This is a genomic window from Rhodococcus jostii RHA1 (assembly GCF_000014565.1).
GTDB classification, from domain to species: domain Bacteria; phylum Actinomycetota; class Actinomycetes; order Mycobacteriales; family Mycobacteriaceae; genus Rhodococcus_F; species Rhodococcus_F jostii_A.
This window is the reverse complement of record NC_008268.1, coordinates 3754115-3779439: the sequence shown is the minus strand read 5'-3', so window position 1 is coordinate 3779439 and position 25325 is coordinate 3754115. Positions and strand designations below refer to the sequence as shown.

The following is a 25325-nucleotide window of genomic DNA, read 5'->3' as shown; positions in this document are numbered from 1 at the left end:
TCCGGTGAGGATCGCGGTGCCCTCGGTGGAGGATCTGGCTGACCGTCGTCGGTTTCGCGTCAACCCACCCGGTTGCGGCCCAGAATCCAGGTGTTGACGGTGCCGTCCCGTCGGTAGTCGAGCCGGTCGAGAACCGTGGTGGCGATGACGAGGCCGCGGCCGCGTTCGGCGAGCTCGTCTGGGAGTTCGATGGCTGTGAGGTCGACCGACACGGGATCGCCGTCGTCCTCGAACCGGGCTTCGATCCGGTCCGGCAGGGCACGGACCTCGAGTGTCATGGTCACACTGTCACCGGAAGTGTGCTCGATGATGTTCGCGGCGATTTCAGCGACAGCGGACTCGAACTCGATGCGCCGGGACACGTCCAGCGGGTCGTGCGCCCACAGGTCCGCGAGGAGTTCGTGGACCTCGTCCAGGCTTTCCGGGCGGGCGGTGGTGCGAAGCCGCCGGGAGAAGGAGCCGAGTTCAGCGGCCATCGAATGCGGCATCGACCGAATCGTGTGTTCGAAGTACACGATTGAGGTTGGTCAGCGCGAGTACGGTCTCGACTTGCTCGGTGGGCTGGGCGATGCGGAGGTCGCCACCGGCCTGTCGGGCGGCCTTGAGGCCGGCGATGAGTGCCCCGAGCCCCGAGGAGTCGATGAAGTCGGTGGCGCTGAGATCGACTACCACGCAGGTCGTTCCGCCGTCGACGACGTCGCGCAACAGCTCTCGCAGGCGCGGCGCTGCGACCATGTTCAGCCTGCCGGCCGGACGTACCACCGCCACACCCTCGTCCGTGGTACGGCTCTCGAACTCGATCATGCAGTTTCCTCCTGTCGGAATCCGCGATATCGGACCGCGGGGATGACGACACTCAAGATGACCAGGTCGAACGCGACCCAGAACAGGTTCACACCGACACCGAGGACGGAGATGTTCCCGAGCGCGAGATGAATCACGCCGATCACCGACGCGAGGACGAGTGCTGCCATCGCGATCAGCTGGTATCGCACCAAATACCACGGGGTCGCACCGTGTTCCTGCCGGGTCTTGGGCGTTACCGCGAAGCCCAGCGGCCGCGCTGCGTACACGTTGAGGACAGCGGTCCAGCACGCCTTGATCCAGACCGGGAAGAGGGCGAGGCTGTACTGCTGGCCACGCCAGGTGGGTGTGCCGCGGCTGACCACGAAGAACACCAGTTGGTTGAGGACGAGGAACGGGACGAGACGGCCGAAGAACTCCCAGCTGTATGCCTGCACGGGCATGACGCCGAAGACGAGATATATCACGGGTGCGGCGATGTAGACGACGGCGGCGAAGCCGGAGAGATAACTCCACATCGTCGCCCAGTACATCAGCCGCTGCGCGAGGGTGAGACCACGCTGCAGCAGCGGGTTCTCCCGGAACATCACCTGGATGGTGCCCTGCGCCCACCGCAGTCGCTGAGTCAGCATCGTGCCGGCGTCTTCCGGTGCCAGACCGTGGGCAAGGTTCTCGTGGTGGTAGGCGGTGCGCCAACCGAGTTCGTGCAGTTTCATGCACGTCGCCATGTCCTCGGTGACCGAGATGGTGGCCATCGGCAACACCGGCTGCGCCTCGTCGTCGCGGCCGACGTCAACCGCTCGGATCAGGGTGCGGACGGACTCGATCGCGCCGAGCGGCGACCATTCGCGTTCGGCCAGCCGTGCCAACGCGGCGTCGTCGAGTACCGCGACGGGAGTGTCGGTATCGTGCAGATCCGATTCCAGTGCGGCAATGGCCGCCAGGTCCTCGCGCATCGACCCGACGTCGGCGTCGACGATCCGGCGCGCGGCGGCGTCGACCCGCTGCTGGAAGTCATAAGTAACGTCGGCGAGTGGTCGGTTGCCGCGGAGGGCTTCCCGTGCCGAGTGGACGGCCTCGGTGACATCATCGAGGGCGTCGGCGATCTCTTCCTGGTCCCCGTTCAGCTCGGCCCGAGCTTTCGTGACCACCTTCGCGGCGGTACGCAGTGCCCGATGTACGTCGCGTTCGACGGCTTCGACATATCCGGCGATGCCGAGCTGCATCAGGGCGTCGCGGCGCAGAACGGCGTTGGACCCGCAGAAGAAGGCGGCGTTCCAGCCGTCTTTGCCCTGTTGGATGGGACCGTAGAAGAGGGGGGCCTGGCTGCCGAGAGGATCGCTCGCGGTCACGTTCACGAAGTACTGCGGTGTCTGGACGATGGCCATCTTCTCGTCCCTGAAGTATCCGAGAGTGCGGTCGAGGATTGCCGGATCGGGTACCTGGTCGGCGTCGAGGACGAGAATGTACTCGCCCTCGGTGAGCAGGAGTGCGTTGTTCAGGTTGCCGGCCTTGGCGTGCCGGGGTTTGTTCGTCCAGGACGCCGCGCGCGTCATGTAGCGCACGCCGAGTTCGTCGGCGGCGTGGGCCAGTTCGGGGCGGTCACCGTCGTCGAGAATCCATGTGGTGTGTGGGTACCGGATCCGGTGTGCCGCGGCTGCGGTCGCGAGCACGAGGTCCTCGGGTTCGTTGTACGTGGTGATGAAGACATCGACGGTGAGGTCGGGCGGCGGCGGTGATGGCGTGGGCCGCTTCCGTAGGCGCCACATCGTCAGTCCGAACAGCAACGAGTCGATCAGACTGTAGGTTTCGGCGATCACCAGCGGCACGGCGATCCACCACGCCGGCCAGTTCACCGAGAACAGCCATCGCCACACGATGTAGTTGAGACCGAGCAGGGCGGTGAGGACGATGAGTATCCGGAGCCCGGCAAGTCGGATGGGCGACACAGGTGTCCTCCTCAGCAGTCGCGCCGTCGAAGCGCGACGACAGTGATGTCGTCGAGGGGTGCGGTGGCAGCGGCGAGGGTATGGACGGCTGCCAGCAGCTGCTTCGGCGACGGGTGCGCAGCGGCGAACGCGGGCACCGACTTCCATTCGCAGTCGGCGTCGTCGAGGTGGTCGAGCAGGCCGTCGGAGCAGATCATGAGCATGTCGCCGGGGTGCAGTGTGGTGTGTTGCGCCGTCCAGGAGTGGTTTTCGATCACTCCCAGCGGGAGTCCGGAGCTGCGAAGCGGTTCCACGGTGCCGTCGCGGCGGACGATCATCGCGAGACCGTGTCCGCCGTCGACATAGTCGAGAGCGCCGGATTCGACGTCGAGTGCAGCGTGGAACAGGGTCACGAACGTGCCGGTACGGTCGAAGTCGTCGGCGAGTTGTGCCGCCACAGCAGCCAGTGTGCGTCCGAGGTCGGGGCGATCATCGCCGTATCCGGCCAAAGCATGGGTGACGCCCCGCAACGCGGACCGGACCGAAGCCGTCAGGATCGCCGCGCCCAGGCCCTTGCCCATGACGTCGGCGAGGCTGAACATCGAGTACGGGCCGATCCGGTAATAGTCGTAGAAGTCGCCGCCGACCGCGAAGGCCTGCACGCACGACGATTCCAGGTCGTATCCCGGTAGGTCGATCTCCTGTCGAGGGAGAAGTTCACGCTGAATCCTGGCGGCCTGCTCGAGTTCGTCGGAGTGCTCGAGTTCGCGCTGCGCCCATTCGGCGAGTTCGACGAAAGCGGCCAATTGTGCCGAGTCGAGTCTGCGGGGCTCGGTGTCGTAGATGCAGAACGTCCCGACCGGGTGGCCGCCGGGCCCGTACAGCGGGTAGCCGGCATAGAACCGCACCCCGCCGTCCGCGGCAACCCCGGGCAGATCCGCGAACACCGTATCGCGACGCGCGTCCTCGAGTATCACCATCGGATCCTCCGGATGGTGATACGCCCGGGCGATCGTCGTCTCGCACACGGTCTGCGATCGCGGAATGTTCTGCATGTCGAGGCCCTGCGTCGACTTGATCCACTGCCGATCCCGATCGAGCAGCGACACCGCCGACATCGGAACTCCGAAGAGGTGACGCGCCATTCGGGTGATCTGGTCGAAACGCGCCTCCGGTGCCGTATCCAGGATCGCCAGCTGTTCGAGTGAACGAAGCCGCGCGATCTCGGTGTCCGCGGCAATGATCGGAATGTCCATGTCAGCGGTGTTTCCTCCCCAATGCGTCCGCCAGAGCGGCAGTCGATTCCGGCGTGCTCGTCAGCCGCCAGTCGGCTTCCTTGTCGTGATCGAACCATATGAAACCGGACACGTCGTCCTGCGCTGTGAGGAAGTCGACTAGCGTACCGATCCAGTCGGCCTTCGACCCACCGGCTTCGGCGCTGCCTACCTCGGTGACCAGGATCGGTTTACGCGGCGCCAGGTTCCGTAGTTCGTCCAGGCTCGGACCGAAAAGTTCGGCCGCTTCCACCCAGGTACTCCACGGCTGGGTCGTGCCCCAGTTGTATCCGTCCACGCCGAGAACGTCGACGTAATCGTTCCCGGGATACAGGTCAGCCATCGGACTGCTGCCTGTGAATACGACGTTGGGCGCCCACACCCACTTCACGTTGTCGGCGCCCTTCGATGCGAACAGGTCGTGGATGTGACGCCAGGCAGCAACATAGCTGCTCGGCTGCGTTCCCTGGGCCACACTCCACGGGTACCAGGTTCCGTTCGGCTCGTGGGCGAAACGGAGGTAGACCAGTGCGTCCCAGGTGATCAGTTCGTCCGCCCACCGGTACAGGTAGTTGTCGTGGACACCGGCGGCAATCGACGACAACGAGAATTCACTCGACCCGTACCGCCCCTCGTCGAGCCACCGCCAGGGTTCCCAGGTGATCACCGGCACGGCGCCGAGGTCCCGCACGGCCCGCAGGCCGGCGATCGGGGGCGGCGAGGTGAAATCGGAATACGACAAGACCACCGTCGGTGGTTCACCGACAATCTTCGCGACGCCTTCGAATTCCTCGACGGCCGTGGGGCCGCCCCGTGTGCTGACGCCGAACCGCAGGCAGGCGTGTACATCCAACGGGGTCATCGGCCCGCGGCACCCGGACTCACCACCCCCACAGGCGGACACCACGATCGTCACCACCACCGCAGCCAAGCACAACCGAACCACATGACGCCCCATTCCCATCACTCAACACGCACGTGCTGCCACACCATTACCCCGGTACAAAGCGGAACAGTCCCACTGACAGATCCGCAGTACCCGATGAAATCCTCGAGTCCCTCCCTCGACTCCGCGGATATCCCCCTCGTCGACACCACCCATTACAGGTGGTGTCGGCCCGACCACCGTGGGAACGTGTCACCCCAGAGCTACCAGCGCACGCAACTGTTCTCCGTGAGGCGCGCCAGGAACGGGCGCACCTCGTCGTTTGCGACGGGCCAGTATGTCAATTCTTCATCTCCTCCGTCTGATGTGGTACCCATCCCCAACGGATCAAGAAGTCACCATGACCAACCCCCCACGAGTTCGCCAACCCGACGACGGATCGGACGGACGCAACCTCACAGGTTGCGGCGTCCACGTGTGGCAGCCCCGAAAGACAAGCCACCTGCTGCGACCACGGTGAGAAGTCGACGTGCTGCGGCCCGGAGGCGACGGCCGGCGGCGGATGCGGCGCCAGTAGCCCTCAGAAGGCAACCGATCTACTCGTCCTCCGATGGCGTCGCTCCGCAGGCGCACGATCCGCTGCGGGGCTGGAAGTCGTGCAATTGGGCCTGGGGGCGGCGCGGGCTCGTTGGACACGGGATTTCTTGCCGGCCAACGAGATTCCCGACTCGCGGACCTCGGGATCCTGTCCGTCAGCGGAAGATCGTCCACACCGCGGCGGCGGCGAGCGCCACCACGACCACGCACATCACGACCGTGAGGAAGTGTTCGTTGTCCGCGAGGAGTTGCTGCATGAGACTATGTGTGCGGTTTCGGCGCCGGTCGGAGCGAATCGACGAGCATCGACAACCCGGCGCTGATCAATGAGTGCCGGGGCCCCAACGGGTGAGGAGGCTAGTGCGCCTTGGCCGTTCCCTTCCTGCGTGCGGTTGTGTCAGGTCGTGCTTCCTGTGCGGATTCGTCGCCGGACTCCCCCGCCGAATCACTGGGCGTCGTGATCCGACGTTTGCGCAGTCTGTGCGGCTTCGCCTGTTGTTCTTCTTCGACCGCGGGAGACGAACGTCCGTCCACGTCTTTTCCGTGGTCCAGCGCCTCGTCGACGGTGGAATCTTCAGGGTCCCGCGGGTGGGCGTGCCCGCGACGGCCGATCGTCTTCACCCCGGCGACCAGGTGCCCGCCGCCGGCCACGACGTGCGCACCGCCCGACCGGAGGCGGTCGCGGAACGAATCGCCGTGCTCGCTGCCGGCATCGGCCGTGGCGGCGGCCGTGTCGAGTAGCTCGTCCCGAACCGAATCGCCGAGGTCCGCGATCTCCGGAGACGAGGCGAGGAACTCGGATCCCTGTGCGAGCAGATCCTCAGGCCCCTTGGGGGACCGCCCGCCCGCTCCAGCGATCTTCACGGCCATCTTCAACTGGTGTGTGCGCCCCAGTAGATATCCGGCGCCGACCGCTGCGGCAACCTCAACTTTGGCTTTGGTCTTCCTTATTTTCATCATCGAACCCACCTGCTGTGTGTCGTCGCCACGCACTGCGTCGGGCGTCGGGAGCATGTGGAACTACGGCGCGTCGATGCGCGCGAGGCGTATACCGTGACCACCCCGTGTGCCCGGTTCCCAATCGCCCGTCGAGGGCGCTGCGGTGCGCCGCCCGAGCGTGAGGCGGACTTGTCCCGCTGACTACGCGAAGCTCATGCCGGCCGGACTCCGACCAGACGGCGCACCGCCGCGAGTCCCGCGGGCGTTCCTGGCCAGTGGTTGTCGACTGCCGCCGGTCCCGCGCGGCAGGCCACCGACCGCAGTGCGAGCGCGACGATCACTGGATCGTCGGCACGATATTCCGGCCCATGCCTGACAGGGCGCGGCGCCGCACTCGTGACCACCACACCGACCAACCGACGCGGCACCCTCCGGAAATGCTTGGACCACCGATGCCTCGGATTATCTCCAGCAAAAGTATAGATTCACTCTTGTAATCGATAGAGATCAGGCGTGAATCGGACTGGGAAACTTCGGAGGGTTCGATGTCCGCGGATAGTCGGCCCCTCGACGCGATCCCGTCGAGGGCTGTACGGCATCTCGCTGGCCGCGGAGCTGTCCGGGTTCGCGATCCAGGCGCTGCGCCTCTACGAGCGGTACGGGATGATCACCCCGATCCGCACCCAGGGGGCACCCGGCGCTACAGCGACTACGACATCGACCGGCTCAAACGTATCGCCGGCCGACATATCCCAACGCACCAACACCAAGGTTCATCTGAAACCCATCCTCCGCGGGAGGGCTTACAGGTTTATCCCGTTGTGGCACTTCCTGATCCAGGATTCTCATGACCGATTTCTCGACTGCGGGGAGGGGTGCGCTGCGGTCAGCGGTGCCATCGCGCCGGTCCGATCCACAGGCCGGTTGCGGGTGGTCGTTGCGAGGGGGTGTCGATCACGAGGCCACGGATCCGGATCGGGGTGGTAGATGGGGTCGGGACCCGCGGGGGCCTCCGATACCGCCCCGGGGGTTCGGCCGCTGCCCGTTGCACATCCACCCGGCACGTGGCTGACTTGCCATGGGCCACGCGGAATTCGGGGTTGCGTAGCAGGGCGTAGGCGGTCAGGACCTGCTGAAGGCGCTCGTCCGCCGACGAGTCGGCCGGCCGGCCGGGTACACGGGTGTCGGGGTGGTGTTCGCGCAACAGTCGCCGGTAGGCGCTGGTGATCTCGGCCGGGGACGCCGCCGGGGACAGCCCCAGTACCAGATATGGATCCTGCTCGGTGGCCATCACCGCTTCCCTTTCGTGCGGTGCGGACGAGGAGGTGGTATCGGGCTCGGGGTGCCGGAACCACCAGGGTGGGACGGGCCCGACCCGCACGAAGGGCCCGCCCGGCTTGTGACGATGTGGGTGGGCACTGCCCGCCCGAGACGGCCGACAGATTTCCGGATGCCAGTCAATGGCGGTGCGCCTCGATCCGACCATGACGATCATCGGATTCGTGGTCTGCGCAGTTCTCATCGGGTGGTCGGCGGCCGGGCGGGTTGCCCGGGATCGCCGCGCCGCGTGGGAAGGAGATGACAGGTGAAGGAAGGCGGCAACGGCGAACCCTGACACGTGCTCTCGTGTGGTTGATCACCCCTTTCGCGACTGTTCATCGGTGAGAGCGCATCGTTGCGGTCGGTCTTTCTCCGGCCTCGGTGGTGAGCGCTGCGTGGCCCGGATCTCGGGGACCGGTGGGATCGACACCGTCCACGACACCGAAGCGAGAGGGGATGGCCGCGGCGGAGCGGCCGGTGCGGTGGCCACCTGGTGGAGCAGGACCACGGCCTGCGGCGTGAGCGCGTCGGCGAGGAGTCGGTCCGAATCGGCCACGAGCAGTGCATATTCGAGTTCGTGCCACGGCCACACCACCTCGCGTTCGGTACGCTCCCCAATCTCGGTGGCGTCCGCCTCTGCAACCATGTTCGCCAATGTCATCTTCTGCTCACCCCCTCCCGAACCTTGTCGCCGCGGTCAGGCGCTGACGGCCTTCCTCTCGGAATGCCCACTGCTGATCTCGATCTTGCGGGGCTTGGCCTTCTCCGCGACCGGGATCGTCAACCGCAGCACCCCGGCGTCGTAGTTCGCCTCGATCCTGTCCGCATCGAGATTCTCACCCAGGAACAACTGCCGGCTGAACACCCCGCGCGGCCGCTCGGCCGCAACCATCTCTCGGTTCTCGTCCAGCGCGGGCCGTTCGGCGCGCACCGTCAGCGTGTTCTTGTCGACGTCCAGATCCAGCGAGTCGGCATTCACACCGGGTAGGTCGAACTCCACCACGAACCGGTCCTCTTCGCGCCAGGCGTCCATCGGCATCACCGCCGGACGAGCCGCGGTACCGAGGATCTGTTGCGTCAGACGGTCGAGATCACGGAACGGATCCGTCCGCATCAACATCGTGTCCACCTCCTGAAACCATCTCATTCCATCAGGTAAACTCCAGCAGATGCTGTAGATTTGGTATAGCATCTTCAGTAGGCAATGACAAGGGCCTGCGCGAGAAAATTCCCGATCGGAGCGACATGGCCGCAGAATCCGGGCGTGATGCCGACTTGCCCTCGGTACGTGGCGTTTACAGCATCTCGGTGGCCGCCGAGCTGTCCGGGTTCGGGATCGCAGCGCTGCGCCTGTACGAGGAGTACGGGCTGATCACTCCCCTCCGTACCGGCGGGGGCACCCGCCGGTACAGCGACCACGACCTGGCCCGGCTCGAACGCGTCGCCGAACTCATCGATTCCGGAGTCAACCTCGTCGGCATCGGCCGCGTCCTCGACCTCGAACACCGCACCGGCGAACTCGAACGCGACAACCGGCGCCTGGCCGCAGACAACGCCCAGCTCCGCGCCGAACAAACCCCCGCCACCGAGACCGACCCAGACGCCACCCACCTCGGAGCCGACCCAGACCAGCCGGCGAGCCCGGCATCGGAGACCACCCGAACCGATCACCCACGACGTCAGGCCGGGCAGCGTCCGCGCCGGCGGGAGAGCTCACCCCAGGCACGGGCCACCGGCGAACGCGGACATCACTGACACCGTCGGACCAGGTCCGGACAGTTCTGTCTCGACGATGGCGGCACTGCGGACGTCGCTCTCGCACTGGCTCGAGCGCCCCGGCGATCTGCGCCACCGTCTGCCGACAGCTTCGGAAACCGAACCCCATCCACGATCAGTGCCGAGAGCGGGACTGCTCGTCGGTCTGCATAGCCGGCACGGCAGCGAACGCGGTGATCAGCAAACCCAGCAGAAGCAGCACATTCATCTTGTCCCCTGTTGTGTCAGCGCGGACCTATCTGGTGGACCGGTCGGCGGTCGTCGGCGTACATGGCTTCGATCCTCGCTTTGATCTCCGCGGTGCTCATGCCGCCGCTGCGCCGCACCGGCGGCCGCGAGGTGGGCAACTCTGCGGCTACCGCGATGCGCTAGAAATTAGGACGTGAACTCAGAGCAGGTGTTCGATGGGGATCCGCAGCGGGTGGGCAGCTTCCGCTTTTTCCTGGACGGGCAGCGGTGGGAATGGTCCGATGCCGTCGCCCGGATGCACGGCTACCAGCCCGGTGAGGTCACACCGACCACGAAACTGCTGCTCTCCCACAAGCACCCCGAGGACCACCCGCACGTGGCGCGGGTCCTGGACCGGATGATCAGCGCCGCCGAACCGTTCAGCAGCAGACACCGCATCCTCGACACCGCCGGCGAGATCCACCAGGTCGTCGTCGTCGGGGACCGCCTGTGCGACGACACCGGTGCGGTGATCGGGACGACCGGGTTCTACATCGACCTCACCGACTCCTACCGCGACGAGGTGAACGAGTCGGTCGACGAGGCGGTCGCCGAGCTCGAGCAATCGCGGGCGGTGATCGAGCAGGCCAAGGGTGCGTTGATGCTGGTCTATGGCATTCCCGCCGACCGGGCGTTCGATGTCCTCGTCTGGCGGTCGCAGGAGACCAACACCCGGCTACGTATTCTCGCGGAACGGATCGTCGCCGGGTTCAGTCAGTGTGAGACCGGAGCGGGTCTGCGCACCCAGTTCGATCGCCTGCTCCTCACCGCCCACGAAGGAGCCCGACGCCCGGTGTAGACGGCCGTCGCGGCAGGGTGGTCGGCCTGACCGATGATTTTTCCGCGCCGTGCTGGTCTGTACACCGAATACCGACTCGCGGGAGGCTGACACCATGCGGAAACTGACCTTCGCCATGAACGTGAGCCTGGACGGTTATATCGCCGCGTCCGGCGACGACCTCGGCTGGAGTGTGCCGAGCGACGAGCTGTTCCAATGGTGGTCCGACCGGGTGGGGGCGACAGGCACGGCGCTGTACGGGCGCAAACTGTGGGAGACGATGAGTTCCCACTGGCCGACCGCCGACCAGCAGCCGGGTGCCACACCGGCGGAGATCGAGTTCGCCCGCCGCTGGCGGGACATGCCGAAGGTGGTGTTCTCCTCGACGACCAGCACGGTCGACTGGAACACCCGCCTGGTCACAGGCGACGCGGTCACCGAGATCACCCGGCTCAAGGCCGAGGACGGCGGCCCCATGGACATCGGCGGCGCCACACTCGCCGCAGTGGCCGTGCGCGAAGGGCTGATCGACGAGTACGCGATCGTCACCCATCCGGTCTTGGTAGGTGGCGGCACCCCGTTCTTTGCGGCCCTGGACAACTGGGTGAACCTGACCCTGGTGGAGACCGGGACGTTCCCTGACGGCGTGGTCCTGACCAGGTACGAGACCAGGCGCTGAGTACCCAACCTCGGATCGGCCCGGGCCGCCCAAGGATCTCGTGGCGCTGTGTTTCGAGGCGATCGTGATACCCGTCCCGGGTCACAGACCGTGCATGTAGGGGATCGGGATCGGGATCGGGATCGGGATCGGTTAATTGTCGCCGGGAAGCTGGCGGATGTAGTCCTCAGGCGAATCCCCGGGTGGAATCCGGTGAGCCTTGTGGTCAGGGTCGTCGTCGAGGGTGATCGTCAGCGACGTGGTGTACGCGCCGGGCTAGGCCCTTTGGGGGCGGCGATACGGTTCCTCGCCGACATACCATGCGTCGGTAGCGACGAAGTCGAAGCCGTCCTGGACCCCCTTCCCGGGCGATCATTCATTCCGCCTCGTTCGTTCGACTCTGGGTCTCCTCGATGCGCTGGCGCTGCCGGACCCCGTACGCCGCCTCCTTGACGGCGGCGTCGTCCTCGAGACCCGACCCGAGCGCCCCACCGATGGTGGCGATGGACGCCAGCAACCAGGTGAGCGTGAGGTAGTCGGAGAAGTTCACCCCGTGCCCGAGAATGCGGGACAGCAGTTCCGGGGGAAGAGTGAGACACGCGGTGAACAGGAGCAGGCAGAACAGGGCCACGTGGAGGACGATCACACCGATGACCAGGGTGGCGACGGTCGCGGTGTTGTACAACACAGATCGATCGCGCTCCTCCGGCGACTTCGGCCGCTCCCACAGTTCGTGATCGAGGATCAGCCAGAGAATCATCGCCACGATCGACAGGATCGTCGCCGCACTCATACGCCATGGGCCCATCGTGTCGGCGAACAACCAGATCGTGTTGGTGGCCAGTGCGATCGCACCCGTGGCGAACGCGCCGACGAGCACCTTCGACAGTCCGGTGACCAGCCGCCACGGCCGGTTCGCCCGCACCATCCCCGACAGCAGTCGCAGTCGCCGCAGTCCCGAGGGCGCGAAGTACCGGATGCCGTTCTCGATCTGCACACACGGGAAGCGTCGTGCCGCGCCGGGGGGCATGAGTTCCGGTTCCCCGAGGATGTGGGCGATCGCGAGTTCGGTGACGGTGCGGATGCGGCGCTCGATGTGGACGCCGCCCACCGCGGCGACGGAGATGAGCGCGAAGAGGTGGTCGGCGCTGACGTCGGCCACCACCGGCAGGGTGTCTTCGCGGCGTGGTAGGTCGGTGAGGTACACGACGATGTCCTCGCCTTCGGAGGATGGATCGACCGCGTCGATCACGTCTGCGAAATCCGCTTGCTCGTCTGAGAGGTACGGCTTGCTGCGCACGCATGTAGTCCACCGGCGCTCGAGGCGGTCACGGCTTCGCATGCGTTGCGGCAGGTGCTCCGCGACGCGTTCGGCGAGAGCCGCAGGTTTGCCCGGATCCGCGATGAACAGCACTGAGGCCTGCTCACCCGCGGCACCGGATTGCCCTCCCTGGAGGTGTTCGTTCGCCTTCACCGTCTTCGCGTACCCGCCCGGTCTGCCCCCAAACTCCCAGGCAGTGGGTGCGAGTCGATCACGGCGCCGCCGCGCTGTCCGTGTCCGGTTGACAGGTCCACCGGGTCCGCCGAGGCATCGTCGACAAGAGCGGGAGTCGGTGGGGTCTTTATGCTGGCCGGTGTGCCGGGGCTGATCGACCGATCCGGCGCGGATGGTCCCTCAAAGCAGGTCATCGATCCTTCACCGACACCCGTCGAACCGGTCACCTAACCGGCATCGCACGCCGTCGTCGCCAGTGGTACGTGGTCATGACCACCCCCGACGGCTGCGCCGAGGAGGCCGCCGACTGGTGCGACCGACCACTACAGCAGTACCCAGGGTGGGGACGGTGGCCCGGCCGAAAATCTGGCAATCGCCGGTATCGGGCCCGGCGGCCCGAATGTCGGCGTCCGACCCACCTCCACGCCACGACGCGAGCATTCCCAGGACGGCGCCATAGAGCGCCAACGCCGGAACCAACTCGAGCTATCGCCAGACGGCTACGTGCAGTCACTCGGTAGTTCACCAGACCGAGGCTCCCGCCTGCACCCCGTTCGCCGATCCGCTTACCCCGTCCCGGCCCCTGAATCCAGCATCACATGGAAGGATATTCGGTCATCGGATCCTTGCCGAGTGCATGCTGGCGGCCTCGCGTCGCGGCGCGTATTTCGGGACGGTTCCGACTCGGCGGACACGCCGGTCGGTGCGGACGTCGAGTTGGAGGGTGACCCCGGTGACGGACCGCTGTGGGGCGGCCAGGAATCGAGAACTGTCGGCGTCATGATCGCCGGGCCCTCTCACGGAAGCGCTCGGGCAGTGAGCAGGATCACGATTCGACGCGCATTCGGGCGTGATTCGGTGGGCGACCTCGCGGAGCCTGCGAGCGGCGGGTCCGCCGCGACGAACGGTCGAGGACGGCGGGCAGTGGCGAACACCGGGGTGATCCGGTGAACATCACGATCTGTCGGGGTGGTCGCGTCACGTGGCCCACTCCTACACTGGCCGCCGTGAGCCTCCAGATCAGTGATTCCGCGTCCCCGGTGCAGTCGAGCCGGATTCGTCACTCGGCCTTCCAGCAGAAGGTGACGTCGGCGGAGGAAGCGGTGAAGGCCATCGGTCCGGGTGACACCGTCGCTGTCAGCGGTTTCGCCAGTGCCGGGACACCCAAGGCGGTCATCCCGGCCTTGGCTGACCGGATTCACGCCGCCCGGGCGGCTGGCGCGAATTTCACCATCGACCTGCTGACCGGGGCGTCCGTGTCGACGGAGACCGAGAGGATGCTCGCCGAGATCGACGGAATCGCCCTGCGGATGCCCTACCAGGCGGAATCCACGGCACGGCAGAAGATCAACCAGGGGCGCATGGATTACGTCGACATCCACCTCTCGCACGTGGCCCAGCAGGTGTGGGAGGGCTACTACGGTGTGGTGAACGTCGCGGTCGTCGAGGTTTCCGGCATCACCGAGACCGGTGAGCTGATCCCCTCCGCGTCGGTCGGAAACAACAAGACCTGGCTCGACGTCGCGGAAAAAGTCATTCTCGAGGTCAACTCGTGGGTCCCGGACGCCATGGATGGTATCCATGACATCTACTACGGCACAGCTCTGCCCCCGCACCGCCGACCGATCGAACTCACCGGCGTCGAGGACCGCATCGGGCAACCGCATTACCGGGTGGACCCGGCCAAGGTTGTTGCGGTGGTGGAGACGAACGCCCCCGACAGTGCGAGCGCGCTTACCGCTCCGGATGCGGTCAGTGAGGCGATCGCGGCCCACGTGCTGGACTTCTTCGACCACGAGGTGAGGCGTGGCCGACTCCCGGAGAACACCCTGCTGCCACTGCAGGCGGGCGTCGGAAACGTGGCCAATGCCGTCCTCGGGGGACTCGATCGCGGCCCGTATCGGGGTTTGACCTGCTATTCCGAGGTTATCCAGGACGGGATGCTGCACTTGATCAAGCACGGCACCGTCCGGTTCGCGTCGGCTACCGCGCTGGCACTCTCGGAGGCCGGGATCGAGGAGTTGACCTCCAACATCGACTTCTACCGGCAGCACATCCGGCTCCGTCCGCAGGAAATCAGCAACCACCCCGAGGTGGTCCGCCGATTGGGAATCATCGCGATGAACGGGATGCTGGAGGCCGACATCTACGGGAACGTCAATTCGACCCACGTGATGGGCACCAAGATCATGAACGGCGTCGGCGGATCCGGGGACTTCGCGCGCAACGGGTACCTGTCGATGTTCCTCAGCCCGTCCACGGCGAAGAACGGAGCGATCTCGTCGATCGTCCCGATGACCCCGCACGTCGACCACACCGAGCACGACACCCAGGTATTGGTCACCGAGCAGGGCCTTGCGGACGTGCGGGGGTTGTCGCCGCGTCGTCGGGCACGGGTCATCATCGAGCGCTGCGCGCATCCGGAATTCCGGCCGCTGCTCACCGACTACGTCGAGCGGGCGACGGCCACTGCGGGAGCCGGCCAGACGCCGCACCTGCTTGGGGAGGCGTTCTCGTTCCACCAGCGGTACCTGGAGTCCGGCTCGATGCGACTCTAGACGGTCACCTTCCCGCCCTCCCGTCGGGCGGTGGACCCTGCGGGGACTCGTCCGGGAAGGCCAGCCGACGCGATCTGAGACCTGGTGGGCCCGATGGCCAATGGTTCGAATAGCGTACTGGCGCAGGGCAGGTGGGCGCCCGTTGACCCGGGTCGACGGGGGTTGGCGACAGGTCGAGGCCGACAGCCGTTCGGTACGAGTTCGGCTCAACCGATCACCACGTGGCCCGGTACGCGGAGCTGACCAGCCGTAGCGGCAGTTCGTCCCAACGCCGCAACTACTTTGGGCGGACGACAACCAGACGGGGGCGAAGTCGTCGGCGGGATCTCGACGGCCGCAGCGACGTCGTAAATCAGCGCGGCGGCGTATCGACCAAACCTGCGACGTCGATGGCGTACGGTTTCGTCGTTGTCACGTTCGGCCATGTGCCCATCAGGGCAAGTCAATCGCCCACTCACTGCAACGCCCTGAAGTTTAACTAGACGGTGCATACGTCAGCGGAGTCGTTCTCACCGTAGGGCTCCCCCTATGCCGGTGCCTATCTGCGGGCGCCGCCACAGTTCCCATGCGAGTCGCAGGACTCCGATCGCGGTAAGAACGGTCAGCGACAAGACGGCGGGGACGGAAATCGCTACCGGAAAAACTAGGAGGGCCGCGGCGGCGGTGAGGAGCCGATCGACGGTGAGCTGATGGTGGTCACGCCAACGGTAGGCCACCTCGGCGGCGTAGAACAGTGCCACCCCACCGGTGAGGGCGAGGGCGGCCAGCGGCGCCAGCGGCTCGTCGATGTGTTCCACCGAAACCCGAGCCCCGAGGGCGAAGAAGACAATCCCCGCGACGAGCGGCAGGTGCAGGTAGCTGTAGGCGTCGCGCGCCAACCGTGCCCGATCGACACCGAGTGTTCGCTGCATACGTTTTTCGGCGCCGGCGGTGAGGCCGAAGTAGGTCCACCACAGGGTGGCTGAGATCAGCACCCCGAGAACCACAGCGCCGAGGACACCGGGACGGCGCAGGTTTTCGGTTGCCCCCGACCCCAGCGCGATGATCGTCTCGCCCAGCGCGATGATGATGACCGAACCGTGGCGCTCGATGAAATACGAAGGTACGACTCGAAGTCCGCTGATTCCCGCTATCAGGGGACTGCCGAAGTCGACCGCCGCCGCCGCGACCCACAGCAACTCACGGTAGGGGGAGGCCACAAAAGCAGCGGCAACGATCAAGGCCGGCCCGACGAGCAGGCCCGGCGCCAGTCGGCGGATCGCCGACGCCAATCCATCCTCGTCGTGGGATGACGAGGCGAGGAACATACCGACGTTGATGACGCGGACGGCGAGCAATGCGAGCCCGAAAACGAGGGCCCCGGTGGTGAATGCGGTCGGCAGTGCGATCGCCGCGATGAGCATCGCCGCCATCGCGACGATGATCAAAGTCGTGTGCATCACCCGCGCCGTTTCGAATGTGTTGGTCAGCCAGGCGTAGCACACCCACGCCCACCACAGGGCGAGCAGAGCGAGCACACCCCGTCCGAAACCCTGCCAGGAGATGTCACTGAGCATCAGGTGTGTGACCTGCGACATCGCATACACGAAGGTGAGGTCGAAGAACAACTCCAGGTTGCCCACCGACCGCCCATTCGACTCCTGCGATCCGTCGGTGTCGGGCTCGCGGCCGGCAGATCCCCCGGCGGCGTTGCCGTCGTAGACCGTCATCGTCGACCAGTGGTCATGATCATCGCCCGTTGCTGTTCACCAGTAATGTTGTTCTCCGATATCACCTTCTCGGGGGTGATCCGCACCAGCAGCATCCCCTCGCCCGCATTGAGCCGGCCGTACTCCTCCGCCCGCTCCGCCCGGACGTCGGTCGCTCGCTGTGCCACCGCAGCTGCTGCCGACCCGGTTGTACAGGTCCCCGTGGCCAGGGGCGTGCGCCTCCATTCCGACCGCTTCGACGCTCACATCCGCGACGTCGCCCTGTCGACGCAGTTCCCTGACGACGCAGTTCACTGCTCACAGCGCCGCTGCGGCCGCCTCGGCGACGGTCTTGTCCTGCTCCCCGGTGCCGCCGCTGACGCCGACCGCCCCGACGACCTGGCCGTTGTGCCGCAGCGGCACACCGCCGGTGAAGATCATGGTGCGCCCACCGTTGGACACGTGTATCCCGTAGAACTGCCCGCCCGGACCCGCGTTGGCCGCGAGGTCCTCGGTCGAGATGTCCAGCGCCCGCGCGGTGAACGCCTTGCTGATCGAGATGTCGATGCTGGCGATCCAGGCACCGTCCATCCGCACGTGGGCCACGAGGTTGCCGCCGGCATCGACAACCGCAATGTTCGACGGCGACTCGATCTCGTCAGCTTTGGCCTGCCCGGCGGCGATCACCCGCTGCGCATCGTCGAGGGACACCGAGGTCTGGTTCACTGTCATGACGCACCCGCCCGGGGCTTCGCGAACTGCTCGACGATGGCCTGACAGAACGCGGGGAGGTCGTCGGGCGAGCGGCTAGAGATCAGGTTCCCGTCGATCGCGACCTCTTCGTCGACGACGTCGGCCCCGGCGTTGCGCAGGTCGGTCCGCAGACTCGGGTATGAGGTGAGCGTTCTGCCTTTGGCCACACCGGCCTCGACGAGGGTCCAGGGACCGTGGCAGATTACCCCGACCGGCTTTCCCGAGCCGACGAAGTCGCGCACGAACGACACCGCCGCCTCCTCGATTCGCAGCTTGTCCGGGTTCACCGTGCCGCCCGGCAGCAGCAAGGCATCGTAGTCGTCGACCGCAACATCGGACACGGCCCGATCTACGGTGAACGTGCCGGCCGCGTCGAGGTCGTTGTTGCGTGCCTGGATTTCGCCGGTCTTCGGCGACAGCAGCTCCGTGTGCCCACCGGCTTGGTGCACCGCGTCGCGGGGTCGCTCGAGTTCGACTCTTTCGACCCCGTCGGCAGCAAGTATCGCGATCCGCTTGCCCTGCAGTGTCATTGCCATCATTGTGCTCCTCTCGGTCCGGGCCGCCTCACGGATGCAGTACGACCTTGGTCCATCCGTCGTCGCGGGCATCGAAATGCTGGTAACCGGACTCGGCCTCGGCCAGTGGCAGTTCGTGGGAGACGATCCAGGACGGCTTGGCACGGCCCTGGTGGATCAGGTCGCGCAGCTGCCGGTTGTAGTGCTTGACGTTGGCCTGCCCGGTTCCGACCTTCTGCCCCTTGAACCAGAATTTGCCCATGTCGAAGGCGATCTTGCCGTGGCGTTCGAGTTCGTCGGGGCCGTTGCGGTCCTGGGGCAGGAAGATCCCGACCACCCCGATGTGGCCGGTGAAGCGCACCGAGTCGACGAGCCGGTTCATCGTCATCGCGGCGTCCTCGTGACCCTGCGGGTCGTGCGCCTGATAGCCGACGCACTCACAACCCTTGTCGGCACCCTGCCCGCGGGTCTGTTCCAGGACCTGCTCGACCGGGTCGCCCTTCGAATCGTCGATCGGAATGACGCCGATCTGCTCGGCGAGCTTGAGCCGGTCCGGATGCCGGTCGACGATCATCACCTTGCTCGCGCCCTGGATCATCGCCGAATACGCCGCCATCAACCCGACCGGCCCGGCCCCGTACACCACCATCGAATCGCCGGGCTGCATGTCCGCGAGGCGGGTGCAGTGCCAGCCGGTGGGAAAGATGTCGGAGAGCATCACGTAGTCGGTTTCCTTGTCCTGGGCATCCTCGGGCAACCGCAGACAATTGAAGTCGCCGAACGGCACCCGCAGATATTCCGCCTGCCCGCCCCAGAACGGGCCCATCCCGGCGAACCCGTATGCGGCGCCGGCCATCTTCGGATCCGGGTGCACCGTCAGGCAGAACGCGGTCAACCCTTCCTCGCAGTTGCGGCAGAACCCGCAGCCGATGTTGAACGGCAGGCACACCCGATCCCCGGGTGAGACCTTGACCACCGCGTTGCCGACCTCGGCGACGATCCCCAGGTTTTCGTGACCGAGGACCATCCCGGGCTCCAGGTCGGTGCGGCCCTCGTACATGTGCAGATCCGACCCGCAAATATTGGTGCTGGTGATCTTTACCAGCACATCGGTCGGCTGCTCAATCCTGGCATCGGGCATATCCTTCACATGAACCTCACGTGGCCCGTCGTACACAAGCGCTTTCATCTCGACTCCCTGATGCTGCGTTTCCCGGTGGATCCCGGCCCGGCGGCCACAGGCGATGACATGTGAGCGACCGAATGAATCGTGCCGCTGGGGCAGACGCGACAGCGCACGGAACTGAAAACAACACCAAAACGTTGGCACACCACCACGTTTCGCGTCACAGCCGATAACAGCGGGCGCATTCCAGGCGTCGCATTCCATCCACCATGGAGTCTCCTCTTTCGGCTCCACGATTACTAGGGGTGAGATCGGTTTCCTTGATTGGTGGGCTCGGGGGCTCCTTCCCTTCACCGGTCGATGGTGTGATGCTGGACCATGTCCACCACCTCGAACAGGAGACCCGACATGGCCACCAAGGCGCTGCTGGTCCGACTCGAAGCCAAACCCGGCAAGGAAAGCGTGGTCGAGGAATTCCTCCGATCGGCGCTGCCACTCGTCGAACAGGAGCCCGGCACGAAGCCCTGGTTGGCGGTACGGTTCGGCCCCTCGACGTTCGGCATCATCGACGCATTCCCCGACGAGGCCGCCCGCGACACACATCTCAATGGGCCGGTCGGCAAGGCCCTCGGCGAACGCGCCGACGAACTCTTCGCTGCGCCGCCCGAAATCAGCTACCTCGACGTGCTCGCCGACAAGCTCTGAGCCGCCGAGTCCGCCGAACCTGTCGAATCGTGGTACACAACGACGAGACGAGCGCAGCCTGACACGTCACCGGGCCCCCACCACACTCCACGGAACTCGGGACATCCTCCGCGCCCACCGCTACGGCACGTGCTGGGCGCCGAACCGTTGCCGCTCGCCACCGGACAGGCGAATCCCGTGCTCACCGATCTGCGCGTGCAAAGCCGCGGTTTCGGTGTCGATCCGGTCGCGCAGGTTGACGGTGTCCAGGGCCGCCCAGCACTGCTCGTCCGTCACCTCCGGGGCGGGCGAGGGTGAGGTTCTCCCGGACGGCGCCCGCGATCGCGGGCGCGTTCTGTTCCACGTATCCGCGTGCGACGGTGAAGCTCACCGAGTCGAGGACGGGATGGTCGGGGCGGTACCCGAAAACCGGGCGTCGCGGAATTGGACCATCCACTACTCGATCGGGGATTTCCCCCATCGCATCTTCAGCGGTTGAGCGTTCGACGATCCGCTCCACCGGATCCAGACGGGAGTTTGCCGACAGACTCATGGTTGGTGCTCACGGCCACCGCAGCCGCAGATGCACGCAGCGTGATCGGGAGCACGCTTGACGAGTTCGATGCTCCAGTAGCCGAGGTCGGATTCATCGTCGCGCCAATCGTGATGGGGATGCCGTCTGTTGCGAACCAATAGACACTGTCGCTGTTTCCTGGCAGCACGTTGAAAGAGTTCAAGATCGACAACACGTTCATAGCTGCCAGAACTGTCACAACTGTCCGAGCCACGACGAGACGGGGGAGCACGGCAGGAATCAAGCAGAGCAGGATCGGAACGGCGAGGACGAGTAGCAGCGTGTTGCCGTAATCCGACAGCGTTGAGGAAATGCACTCGTCCCAACTGGCGATGAGTTCAGTCCGAAATTCGCCGAGCTGACATTCGGTGGTCCACAGCATCGGACCGAGCGCCCAATCCGCCGACACCGCCGCTGAAAGTGAAGCGAGAGCGACCCACCCGAGACGTATCAGCACCGGCATCGCCCAATCATGCCGGACTGAGTGCCGCGTGCCGCCTGTCCGCCGGCATCGCGTTCGCGGATCCGCTTGCGGCACAGGGGCCAGCAGTCCTCAGCGGTGCGCTTCTTCGACCCAGGAAGGATGTCTTCCACTGGTGTCGCACACCCAGGTTCGGGAGTCGTCGCTGTCGAGGTTGACGGTATCGGTGAGCCAGTAGGTGTCGTCGGGCGCCCATCCCGCGATGACACTCGCGGTGTCGGCGTCGACGGTGATCGCGGTGCCCGCCGCGGCGAGGTATCCCGCCACGGTGAGATGTACGCCCTCGTACCGTTCGGAGAGCCGCGGCCAGTCCGGAATGACCCATCGTCCTGAACGTCCGGTGGTGCGGTACCAATCGTGTCGTTTCTGCGCGGTGACCTCGACGGAGAACTGTCTGCACAGTTCTGCCCACGCCTGCGCACCGTCGACCTCGTACACGCGAGCGCTGGCGGGAATGTTCATTCGTCGCGTGACGGCGCGCTCCCATCCCATGCTGTCCTCGACGAACCACAAGCCGGCCGGGGTCCCGTCGAACAGCGGCCGGGACGAACACCGTGTAGGTGGAGTCGACCACCACCAGCCGGACCAGTTCGCCGACGGATCCGCCGGACGATCGCGTTCTGCTCGCACTTCCTCCGCGGCAGTCCGATCACGGTAGTCACGCAACAGTTCTGCGGTAGTGGAGTCAACGGGATCCGTACCGTCCTCACTCCAGCCCACCGACCACTGATCGGTCGCAGCGGGCGTCGTCCACCACTGCGTATGCGGGGATCGTGCGATGTGCTCGGCGACCCGTCGAAGCTCACGGCGCACCGGCTCGGCGGCGACGAGGATGTCTTCGCCGTCCGGGTCCTGCCAGTAGCGCGCCGCGTCCACCGCGTCGGCGAGGGCCGAACGGAGTGCAACCGCCGTCACCTCGGGCAGCGGCACCTGGGACAGGCGGTGCGCCACATCGTCTGCAGTGAGGACGGTCCGCCGAGCCTCTTCAGCGCCGGGCCCGAACAGCACGCGTGCACCTTCCCGACCGGACTCGAGGTGATACGACGCCAGAAATACGGCGTGATCGAACAAGTCACTGCGGAACTCGGACTGCAGAGTTCGTTCGGCGTCTCTCGCGTAGGCGAGGAGCATCCGACGCCCACATGGGCCGGCCAACAATGCTTCTGCGGTAGTCATGTGCTGACCACCCTAGAGTCCCCGAGCCGACGCGCCTCCGAATACGTTCTCACCGCGGGCCGTGGGCCACTGCGGCTGCGAGGAAGCCGGCCGAACAGGCCGCCGTCTGGGCGGCAGTGTGCGTGCAGCCGACTGGCACCGACCACCCCGCCACGAAACCGGACTGGCCTGCCACCGGGCCATCCCCGCGATCGGGGCGAGGACGTCCTGCAGGTGCGGCCGGGGCGCGGGTGTTGTCGGGTCTACCTGCCAAAGCGGAAACTCGCCTGGCACGCCTGGCCGAGGAGCGCGATGCCTTCTTCGATGGAACGCAGCGGGATCGCGCCGTAGCCGATGCGGAAGTGGTTGCGGGGCGGGACCGGTTGTGTGAAGAAGATGTCGCCCCGTTCGATGAGCACACCGCGGGCCTCCGCCTCGCGCATGAGCACCCGGCAGTCGAGGTTCTCCGGGCCGGTCATCCACAAGCTGACGCCACCGGGCGGATACGGCTCCTGTGGCCACGGGAGGTACTTGTCGACGGCCGCGCACAGCCGCTCCCATTTGTGTTTCATCTGGGTGCGGTGGTGGCGCAGCGCGCGGTGGTACTCCCCGCTGTCGATGAGCATGGCCAGGGCCCGTTGCTGGTGACCCGGTGGATGTCGGAGCACGTACCGCCGGGCCTTCCGCAGTTCGCGCACCAGGTCCGCGGGCCCGACGAGGTAGCCCAGACGCAGGCCCGGGGCCAGGAACTTCGAGAACGTGCCGAGATACACGGCGTCGCCACTGGAATCGAGCGCCTTCAGCGCCGGGCTGGGACTGCCGTGATAGCGGAACTCGCTGTCGTAGTCGTCCTCCACGATCACGGTGCCGGACTCCGCGGCGAGCTGCAGCAGACGCTGACGACGGTCGATGCCGAGCGTCGCGTTGGTCGGATGGTGATGGCTCGGCGTCAGATACATCAGGTCCGTGCCGCGGAGAGTCTCCGGCGGGCGCAGGCCGCGATCGTCGACGTCGATGCCGTACACCTGGGCGCCGGTGCGCAGGAAGATGTGTCGCGCATCGAGATAGCCGGGGTTTTCGATGGCAACCCGATCCTCGGGTCCGAGCAGCACCCGGCCGACGAGGTCCAGCCCCTGCTGGGAACCGACCGTCACCAGAACTTCGTCCGCACTCGCCTCGATGCCGCGCGAGGGCAGCAGATGCTGGCGGATCATGTCGATCAGCATCGGGTCGTCCGCACCGACACTGTCCTGGAGGCTCGCGTAGGCGTGGGGTTGGTACAGCGCGTCGCGGAGACACCGCACCCATGCGCGGGCGGGGAAACTGCGGATGTCGATCTGCCCGGCCAGGAACGGGTACGGGTAGCTGTGCCAGTCGACGTTCTTCTCGATGTGCGGGACGTCGGCGTCGGGGTAACGCCGGATACGGGACGACCAGTCGATGCGCGGAATGGTCGCGCGGGCGTCCGATGCCAGCGTCTCGATCATGTCGGGATTGACGAACATGCCCGAGCGCTGGTGGCTTTGAACGAGTCCCTCGGCGATCAGTTCCTGATACGCCAGGTTGATCGTGTTCCGTGAGATCGCCAGATCGACCGCGAGTTCCCGCGAACTCGGAAGGCGGTGGCGTGGATCGAACAGTCCGTTGGCGATGCCGTGTTCGATCGCCCGTCGAACCTGGCGGTAGAGCGGTTCGGCGGAGTTGCGGTCGACCTCGATCAGTGTTCTCGGCACGCATCGCCTCCTGTGGATCCAAGAGTGGCCAGATGTAGGCCGACCCGGCACGCCGAGAAGTTCTCGAACGAGCACTTCTCAGTATGCCGGGCCGGCGGCGAAATCAAACCAGGTTGAGCGCGTCGTCGACGCTGACCGACTCGATCCCCAGTGCGGCGCCGACGGCATCGTTCGTCAGGCGCCCGGCGACGGTGCTGACACCGGCGCGGAGTGCGGCATTCTCCCTGGCAGCGCGGGCGAGGCCCTTCTCGGCGATCTGCAGGGTGTACGGCAAGGTCACGTTGGTGAGTGCGTACGTCGACGTGTGGGGCACCGCTCCCGGCATGTTCGCCACGCAGTAGAACACCGAGTCGTGAACCTTGAACGTGGGCTCCGCGTGGGTGGTGGGACGCGAATCCTCGAAGCAACCACCCTGGTCGATCGCGATGTCGACGAGGACACTGCCCGGCTTCATCCGCGAGACCAGCGAGTTCGAGATGATCTTCGGTGCCTTGGCGCCCGGGACGAGCACGGCACCGATGACGAGGTCGGCCTGCATGACCTCCTGCTCGATCGAGTAGGCGTTCGCGGCGAGGGTGCGGATCCGGCCCTGGTACATCCGGTCGGCGGCGCGCAGCTTGTCGACGTTCTTGTCGAACAGGACCACATCGGCCCAGGTGCCTGCGGCGACGGCGACGGCGTTCATGCCCGAGACGCCGGCACCGATCACGACGACGCGAGCCGGGGACACACCGGATACACCGCCGATCAGTACGCCGCGGCCACCCTCCGGGCGCATGAGTGCTTGCGCACCGACGAGCGGTGCGAGCCTGCCGGCGACCTCGCTCATCGGGAACAGCAGCGGCAGTGAACCGTCGGGAAGCTGAACGGTCTCGTATGCAACGGAATTGGTGCCTGCGGCGAGCAGTGCCCGGGTGCACTCCTCACCCGCAGCGAGGTGCAGGTACGTGAACAACGTGAGGTCCGAACGCATCCGGTGGTATTCCTCCGCGATGGGCTCCTTGACCTTGAGCAGCAGTTCCGCGCTCTGCCACACCGCATCGGCGGAGTCGAGGATCTTCGCGCCGGCGGCACCGTAGGCATCGTCGCCGATCGACGAGCCCTCCCCCGCACCGCGTTCCACGAACACGTCGTGCCCGTGGGCGACCATTTCGTGGACGCCGGCGGGAGTGGCCGCCACCCGGTACTCGTGGTTCTTGACTTCCTTGGGGATACCGATCCTCATCTGAGACCTCCGTTAGCTGGGGCTGTTCGCCGCTCCGACCACACGTCGTGGTGCCCGAGCGATACCGAAGTCTGGATCACTCTGGCATGGGACCAGAAGGACCAGTTGAGCGCCGTCTACGGGGACCAGACTGGACCCATCGAATACCGC

25 protein-coding genes and 1 pseudogene are annotated in these 25325 nt (G+C 66.0%); 6 read left to right on the top strand and 20 right to left on the bottom strand.

The window, feature by feature from the left end; all coding sequences use genetic code 11:
* Positions 1-59: 59 nt before the first annotated feature.
* The 6 genes from RHA1_RS17340 to RHA1_RS17315 form a co-directional block, all read right to left on the bottom strand.
* Positions 60-476: an ATP-binding protein gene (locus tag RHA1_RS17340; RefSeq protein ID WP_016884754.1), complete on the bottom strand. Its 417-nt coding sequence runs from the start codon at positions 474-476 to the stop codon at positions 60-62.
* The gene (locus RHA1_RS17335) at positions 466-804 is read right to left on the bottom strand and encodes an STAS domain-containing protein (RefSeq protein WP_011596191.1); all 339 of its coding nucleotides are present in this window, start codon (positions 802-804) and stop codon (positions 466-468) included. The genes RHA1_RS17340 and RHA1_RS17335 overlap by 11 nt, the downstream gene beginning before the upstream one ends.
* The gene (locus RHA1_RS17330; protein WP_009476650.1) at positions 801-2753 is read right to left on the bottom strand and encodes a glycosyltransferase; all 1953 of its coding nucleotides are present in this window, start codon (positions 2751-2753) and stop codon (positions 801-803) included. The genes RHA1_RS17335 and RHA1_RS17330 overlap by 4 nt, the downstream gene beginning before the upstream one ends.
* An 11-nt stretch (positions 2754-2764) precedes the next feature.
* Positions 2765-3988: a PP2C family protein-serine/threonine phosphatase gene (locus RHA1_RS17325; protein ID WP_009476649.1), complete on the bottom strand. Its 1224-nt coding sequence runs from the start codon at positions 3986-3988 to the stop codon at positions 2765-2767.
* A 1-nt stretch (position 3989) separates the two neighbouring features.
* On the bottom strand, positions 3990-4868 hold the full coding sequence (locus tag RHA1_RS17320; protein WP_011596189.1) for a glycoside hydrolase family 26 protein: 879 nt from the start codon (positions 4866-4868) through the stop codon (positions 3990-3992).
* Between the two features lie 978 nt (positions 4869-5846).
* Positions 5847-6449, bottom strand: a complete 603-nt coding sequence (locus RHA1_RS17315; protein WP_011596187.1) for a hypothetical protein — start codon at positions 6447-6449, stop codon at positions 5847-5849.
* A gap of 534 nt (positions 6450-6983) precedes the next feature.
* On the opposite strand from RHA1_RS17315, the pseudogene RHA1_RS51915 reads away from it, so the two are divergent.
* Positions 6984-7168, top strand: a pseudogene (locus tag RHA1_RS51915) (MerR family transcriptional regulator); the annotation flags it as partial.
* Between the two features lie 146 nt (positions 7169-7314).
* Here the strand turns inward: RHA1_RS51915 and RHA1_RS17310 are convergent.
* The 3 genes from RHA1_RS17310 to RHA1_RS17300 all read right to left on the bottom strand — a co-directional run bounded on the left by RHA1_RS17310 (position 7315) and on the right by RHA1_RS17300 (position 8868).
* Positions 7315-7719 carry a J domain-containing protein gene (locus RHA1_RS17310; protein WP_041811627.1) on the bottom strand — a complete coding sequence of 135 codons (405 nt, stop codon included), beginning with the start codon at positions 7717-7719 and terminating at the stop codon, positions 7315-7317.
* A gap of 345 nt (positions 7720-8064) precedes the next feature.
* Positions 8065-8409, bottom strand: a complete 345-nt coding sequence (locus tag RHA1_RS17305; protein ID WP_011596184.1) for a hypothetical protein — start codon at positions 8407-8409, stop codon at positions 8065-8067.
* A 36-nt stretch (positions 8410-8445) separates the two neighbouring features.
* On the bottom strand, positions 8446-8868 hold the full coding sequence (locus RHA1_RS17300; protein ID WP_011596183.1) for an Hsp20/alpha crystallin family protein: 423 nt from the start codon (positions 8866-8868) through the stop codon (positions 8446-8448).
* Between the two features lie 125 nt (positions 8869-8993).
* Here RHA1_RS17300 and RHA1_RS17295 point away from each other — a divergent pair, with 125 nt between their 5' ends.
* From RHA1_RS17295 to RHA1_RS17285, 3 genes are all read left to right on the top strand, one after another.
* The gene (locus RHA1_RS17295; protein ID WP_011596182.1) at positions 8994-9503 is read left to right on the top strand and encodes a MerR family transcriptional regulator; all 510 of its coding nucleotides are present in this window, start codon (positions 8994-8996) and stop codon (positions 9501-9503) included.
* 403 nt (positions 9504-9906) lie between these two features.
* Entirely contained in the window at positions 9907-10551 is a 645-nt protein-coding gene (locus tag RHA1_RS17290) for a PAS and ANTAR domain-containing protein (protein ID WP_041811624.1), read from the top strand.
* A gap of 94 nt (positions 10552-10645) precedes the next feature.
* Positions 10646-11209 carry a dihydrofolate reductase family protein gene (locus RHA1_RS17285; RefSeq protein WP_011596180.1) on the top strand — a complete coding sequence of 188 codons (564 nt, stop codon included), beginning with the start codon at positions 10646-10648 and terminating at the stop codon, positions 11207-11209.
* Between the two features lie 355 nt (positions 11210-11564).
* Here RHA1_RS17285 and RHA1_RS17280 read toward each other — a convergent pair whose 3' ends face one another.
* Positions 11565-12662 carry a membrane protein gene (locus tag RHA1_RS17280; protein WP_041811622.1) on the bottom strand — a complete coding sequence of 366 codons (1098 nt, stop codon included), beginning with the start codon at positions 12660-12662 and terminating at the stop codon, positions 11565-11567.
* A gap of 1028 nt (positions 12663-13690) precedes the next feature.
* Between RHA1_RS17280 and scpC the strand changes: the two genes are divergently transcribed.
* Complete coding sequence (scpC, locus tag RHA1_RS17270; RefSeq protein ID WP_081437529.1) at positions 13691-15241, top strand: succinyl-CoA:acetate CoA-transferase ScpC; 1551 nt, start codon at positions 13691-13693, stop codon at positions 15239-15241.
* A gap of 509 nt (positions 15242-15750) precedes the next feature.
* On the opposite strand, the gene RHA1_RS17265 is transcribed toward scpC, so the two are convergent.
* From RHA1_RS17265 to RHA1_RS17250, 5 genes are all read right to left on the bottom strand, one after another.
* Positions 15751-16950: a low temperature requirement protein A gene (locus RHA1_RS17265; RefSeq protein WP_011596174.1), complete on the bottom strand. Its 1200-nt coding sequence runs from the start codon at positions 16948-16950 to the stop codon at positions 15751-15753.
* Positions 16947-17117 carry a pyridoxamine 5'-phosphate oxidase family protein gene (locus RHA1_RS50545; protein WP_167540946.1) on the bottom strand — a complete coding sequence of 57 codons (171 nt, stop codon included), beginning with the start codon at positions 17115-17117 and terminating at the stop codon, positions 16947-16949. Before RHA1_RS50545 ends, RHA1_RS17265 begins: the two co-directional genes overlap by 4 nt.
* Positions 17118-17247: 130 nt before the next feature.
* Entirely contained in the window at positions 17248-17661 is a 414-nt protein-coding gene (locus tag RHA1_RS17260; RefSeq protein WP_011596173.1) for a GlcG/HbpS family heme-binding protein, read from the bottom strand.
* Positions 17658-18218, bottom strand: coding sequence for a type 1 glutamine amidotransferase domain-containing protein (locus tag RHA1_RS17255; RefSeq protein WP_041812442.1), 561 nt, complete (start codon positions 18216-18218; stop codon positions 17658-17660). Before RHA1_RS17255 ends, RHA1_RS17260 begins: the two co-directional genes overlap by 4 nt.
* Positions 18219-18246: 28 nt before the next feature.
* On the bottom strand, positions 18247-19338 hold the full coding sequence (locus RHA1_RS17250) for a glutathione-independent formaldehyde dehydrogenase (RefSeq protein ID WP_237726894.1): 1092 nt from the start codon (positions 19336-19338) through the stop codon (positions 18247-18249).
* A 393-nt stretch (positions 19339-19731) separates the two neighbouring features.
* Between RHA1_RS17250 and RHA1_RS17245 the strand changes: the two genes are divergently transcribed.
* Positions 19732-20028, top strand: coding sequence for a putative quinol monooxygenase (locus RHA1_RS17245; protein ID WP_041811617.1), 297 nt, complete (start codon positions 19732-19734; stop codon positions 20026-20028).
* 120 nt (positions 20029-20148) lie between these two features.
* Here RHA1_RS17245 and RHA1_RS51910 read toward each other — a convergent pair whose 3' ends face one another.
* The 5 genes from RHA1_RS51910 to ald all read right to left on the bottom strand — a co-directional run bounded on the left by RHA1_RS51910 (position 20149) and on the right by ald (position 25175).
* Positions 20149-20304 carry a hypothetical protein gene (locus RHA1_RS51910; protein ID WP_237726917.1) on the bottom strand — a complete coding sequence of 52 codons (156 nt, stop codon included), beginning with the start codon at positions 20302-20304 and terminating at the stop codon, positions 20149-20151.
* Between the two features lie 191 nt (positions 20305-20495).
* Positions 20496-21044, bottom strand: coding sequence for a hypothetical protein (locus tag RHA1_RS17235; protein ID WP_041811606.1), 549 nt, complete (start codon positions 21042-21044; stop codon positions 20496-20498).
* A 90-nt stretch (positions 21045-21134) separates the two neighbouring features.
* On the bottom strand, positions 21135-22238 hold the full coding sequence (locus RHA1_RS17230) for a hypothetical protein (protein ID WP_011596168.1): 1104 nt from the start codon (positions 22236-22238) through the stop codon (positions 21135-21137).
* Between the two features lie 242 nt (positions 22239-22480).
* Positions 22481-23950 carry a MocR-like pyridoxine biosynthesis transcription factor PdxR gene (gene pdxR, locus RHA1_RS17225; protein ID WP_011596167.1) on the bottom strand — a complete coding sequence of 490 codons (1470 nt, stop codon included), beginning with the start codon at positions 23948-23950 and terminating at the stop codon, positions 22481-22483.
* A gap of 103 nt (positions 23951-24053) precedes the next feature.
* Positions 24054-25175, bottom strand: coding sequence for an alanine dehydrogenase (gene ald, locus RHA1_RS17220; RefSeq protein ID WP_009476621.1), 1122 nt, complete (start codon positions 25173-25175; stop codon positions 24054-24056).
* Between the last annotated feature and the right edge of the window lie 150 nt (positions 25176-25325).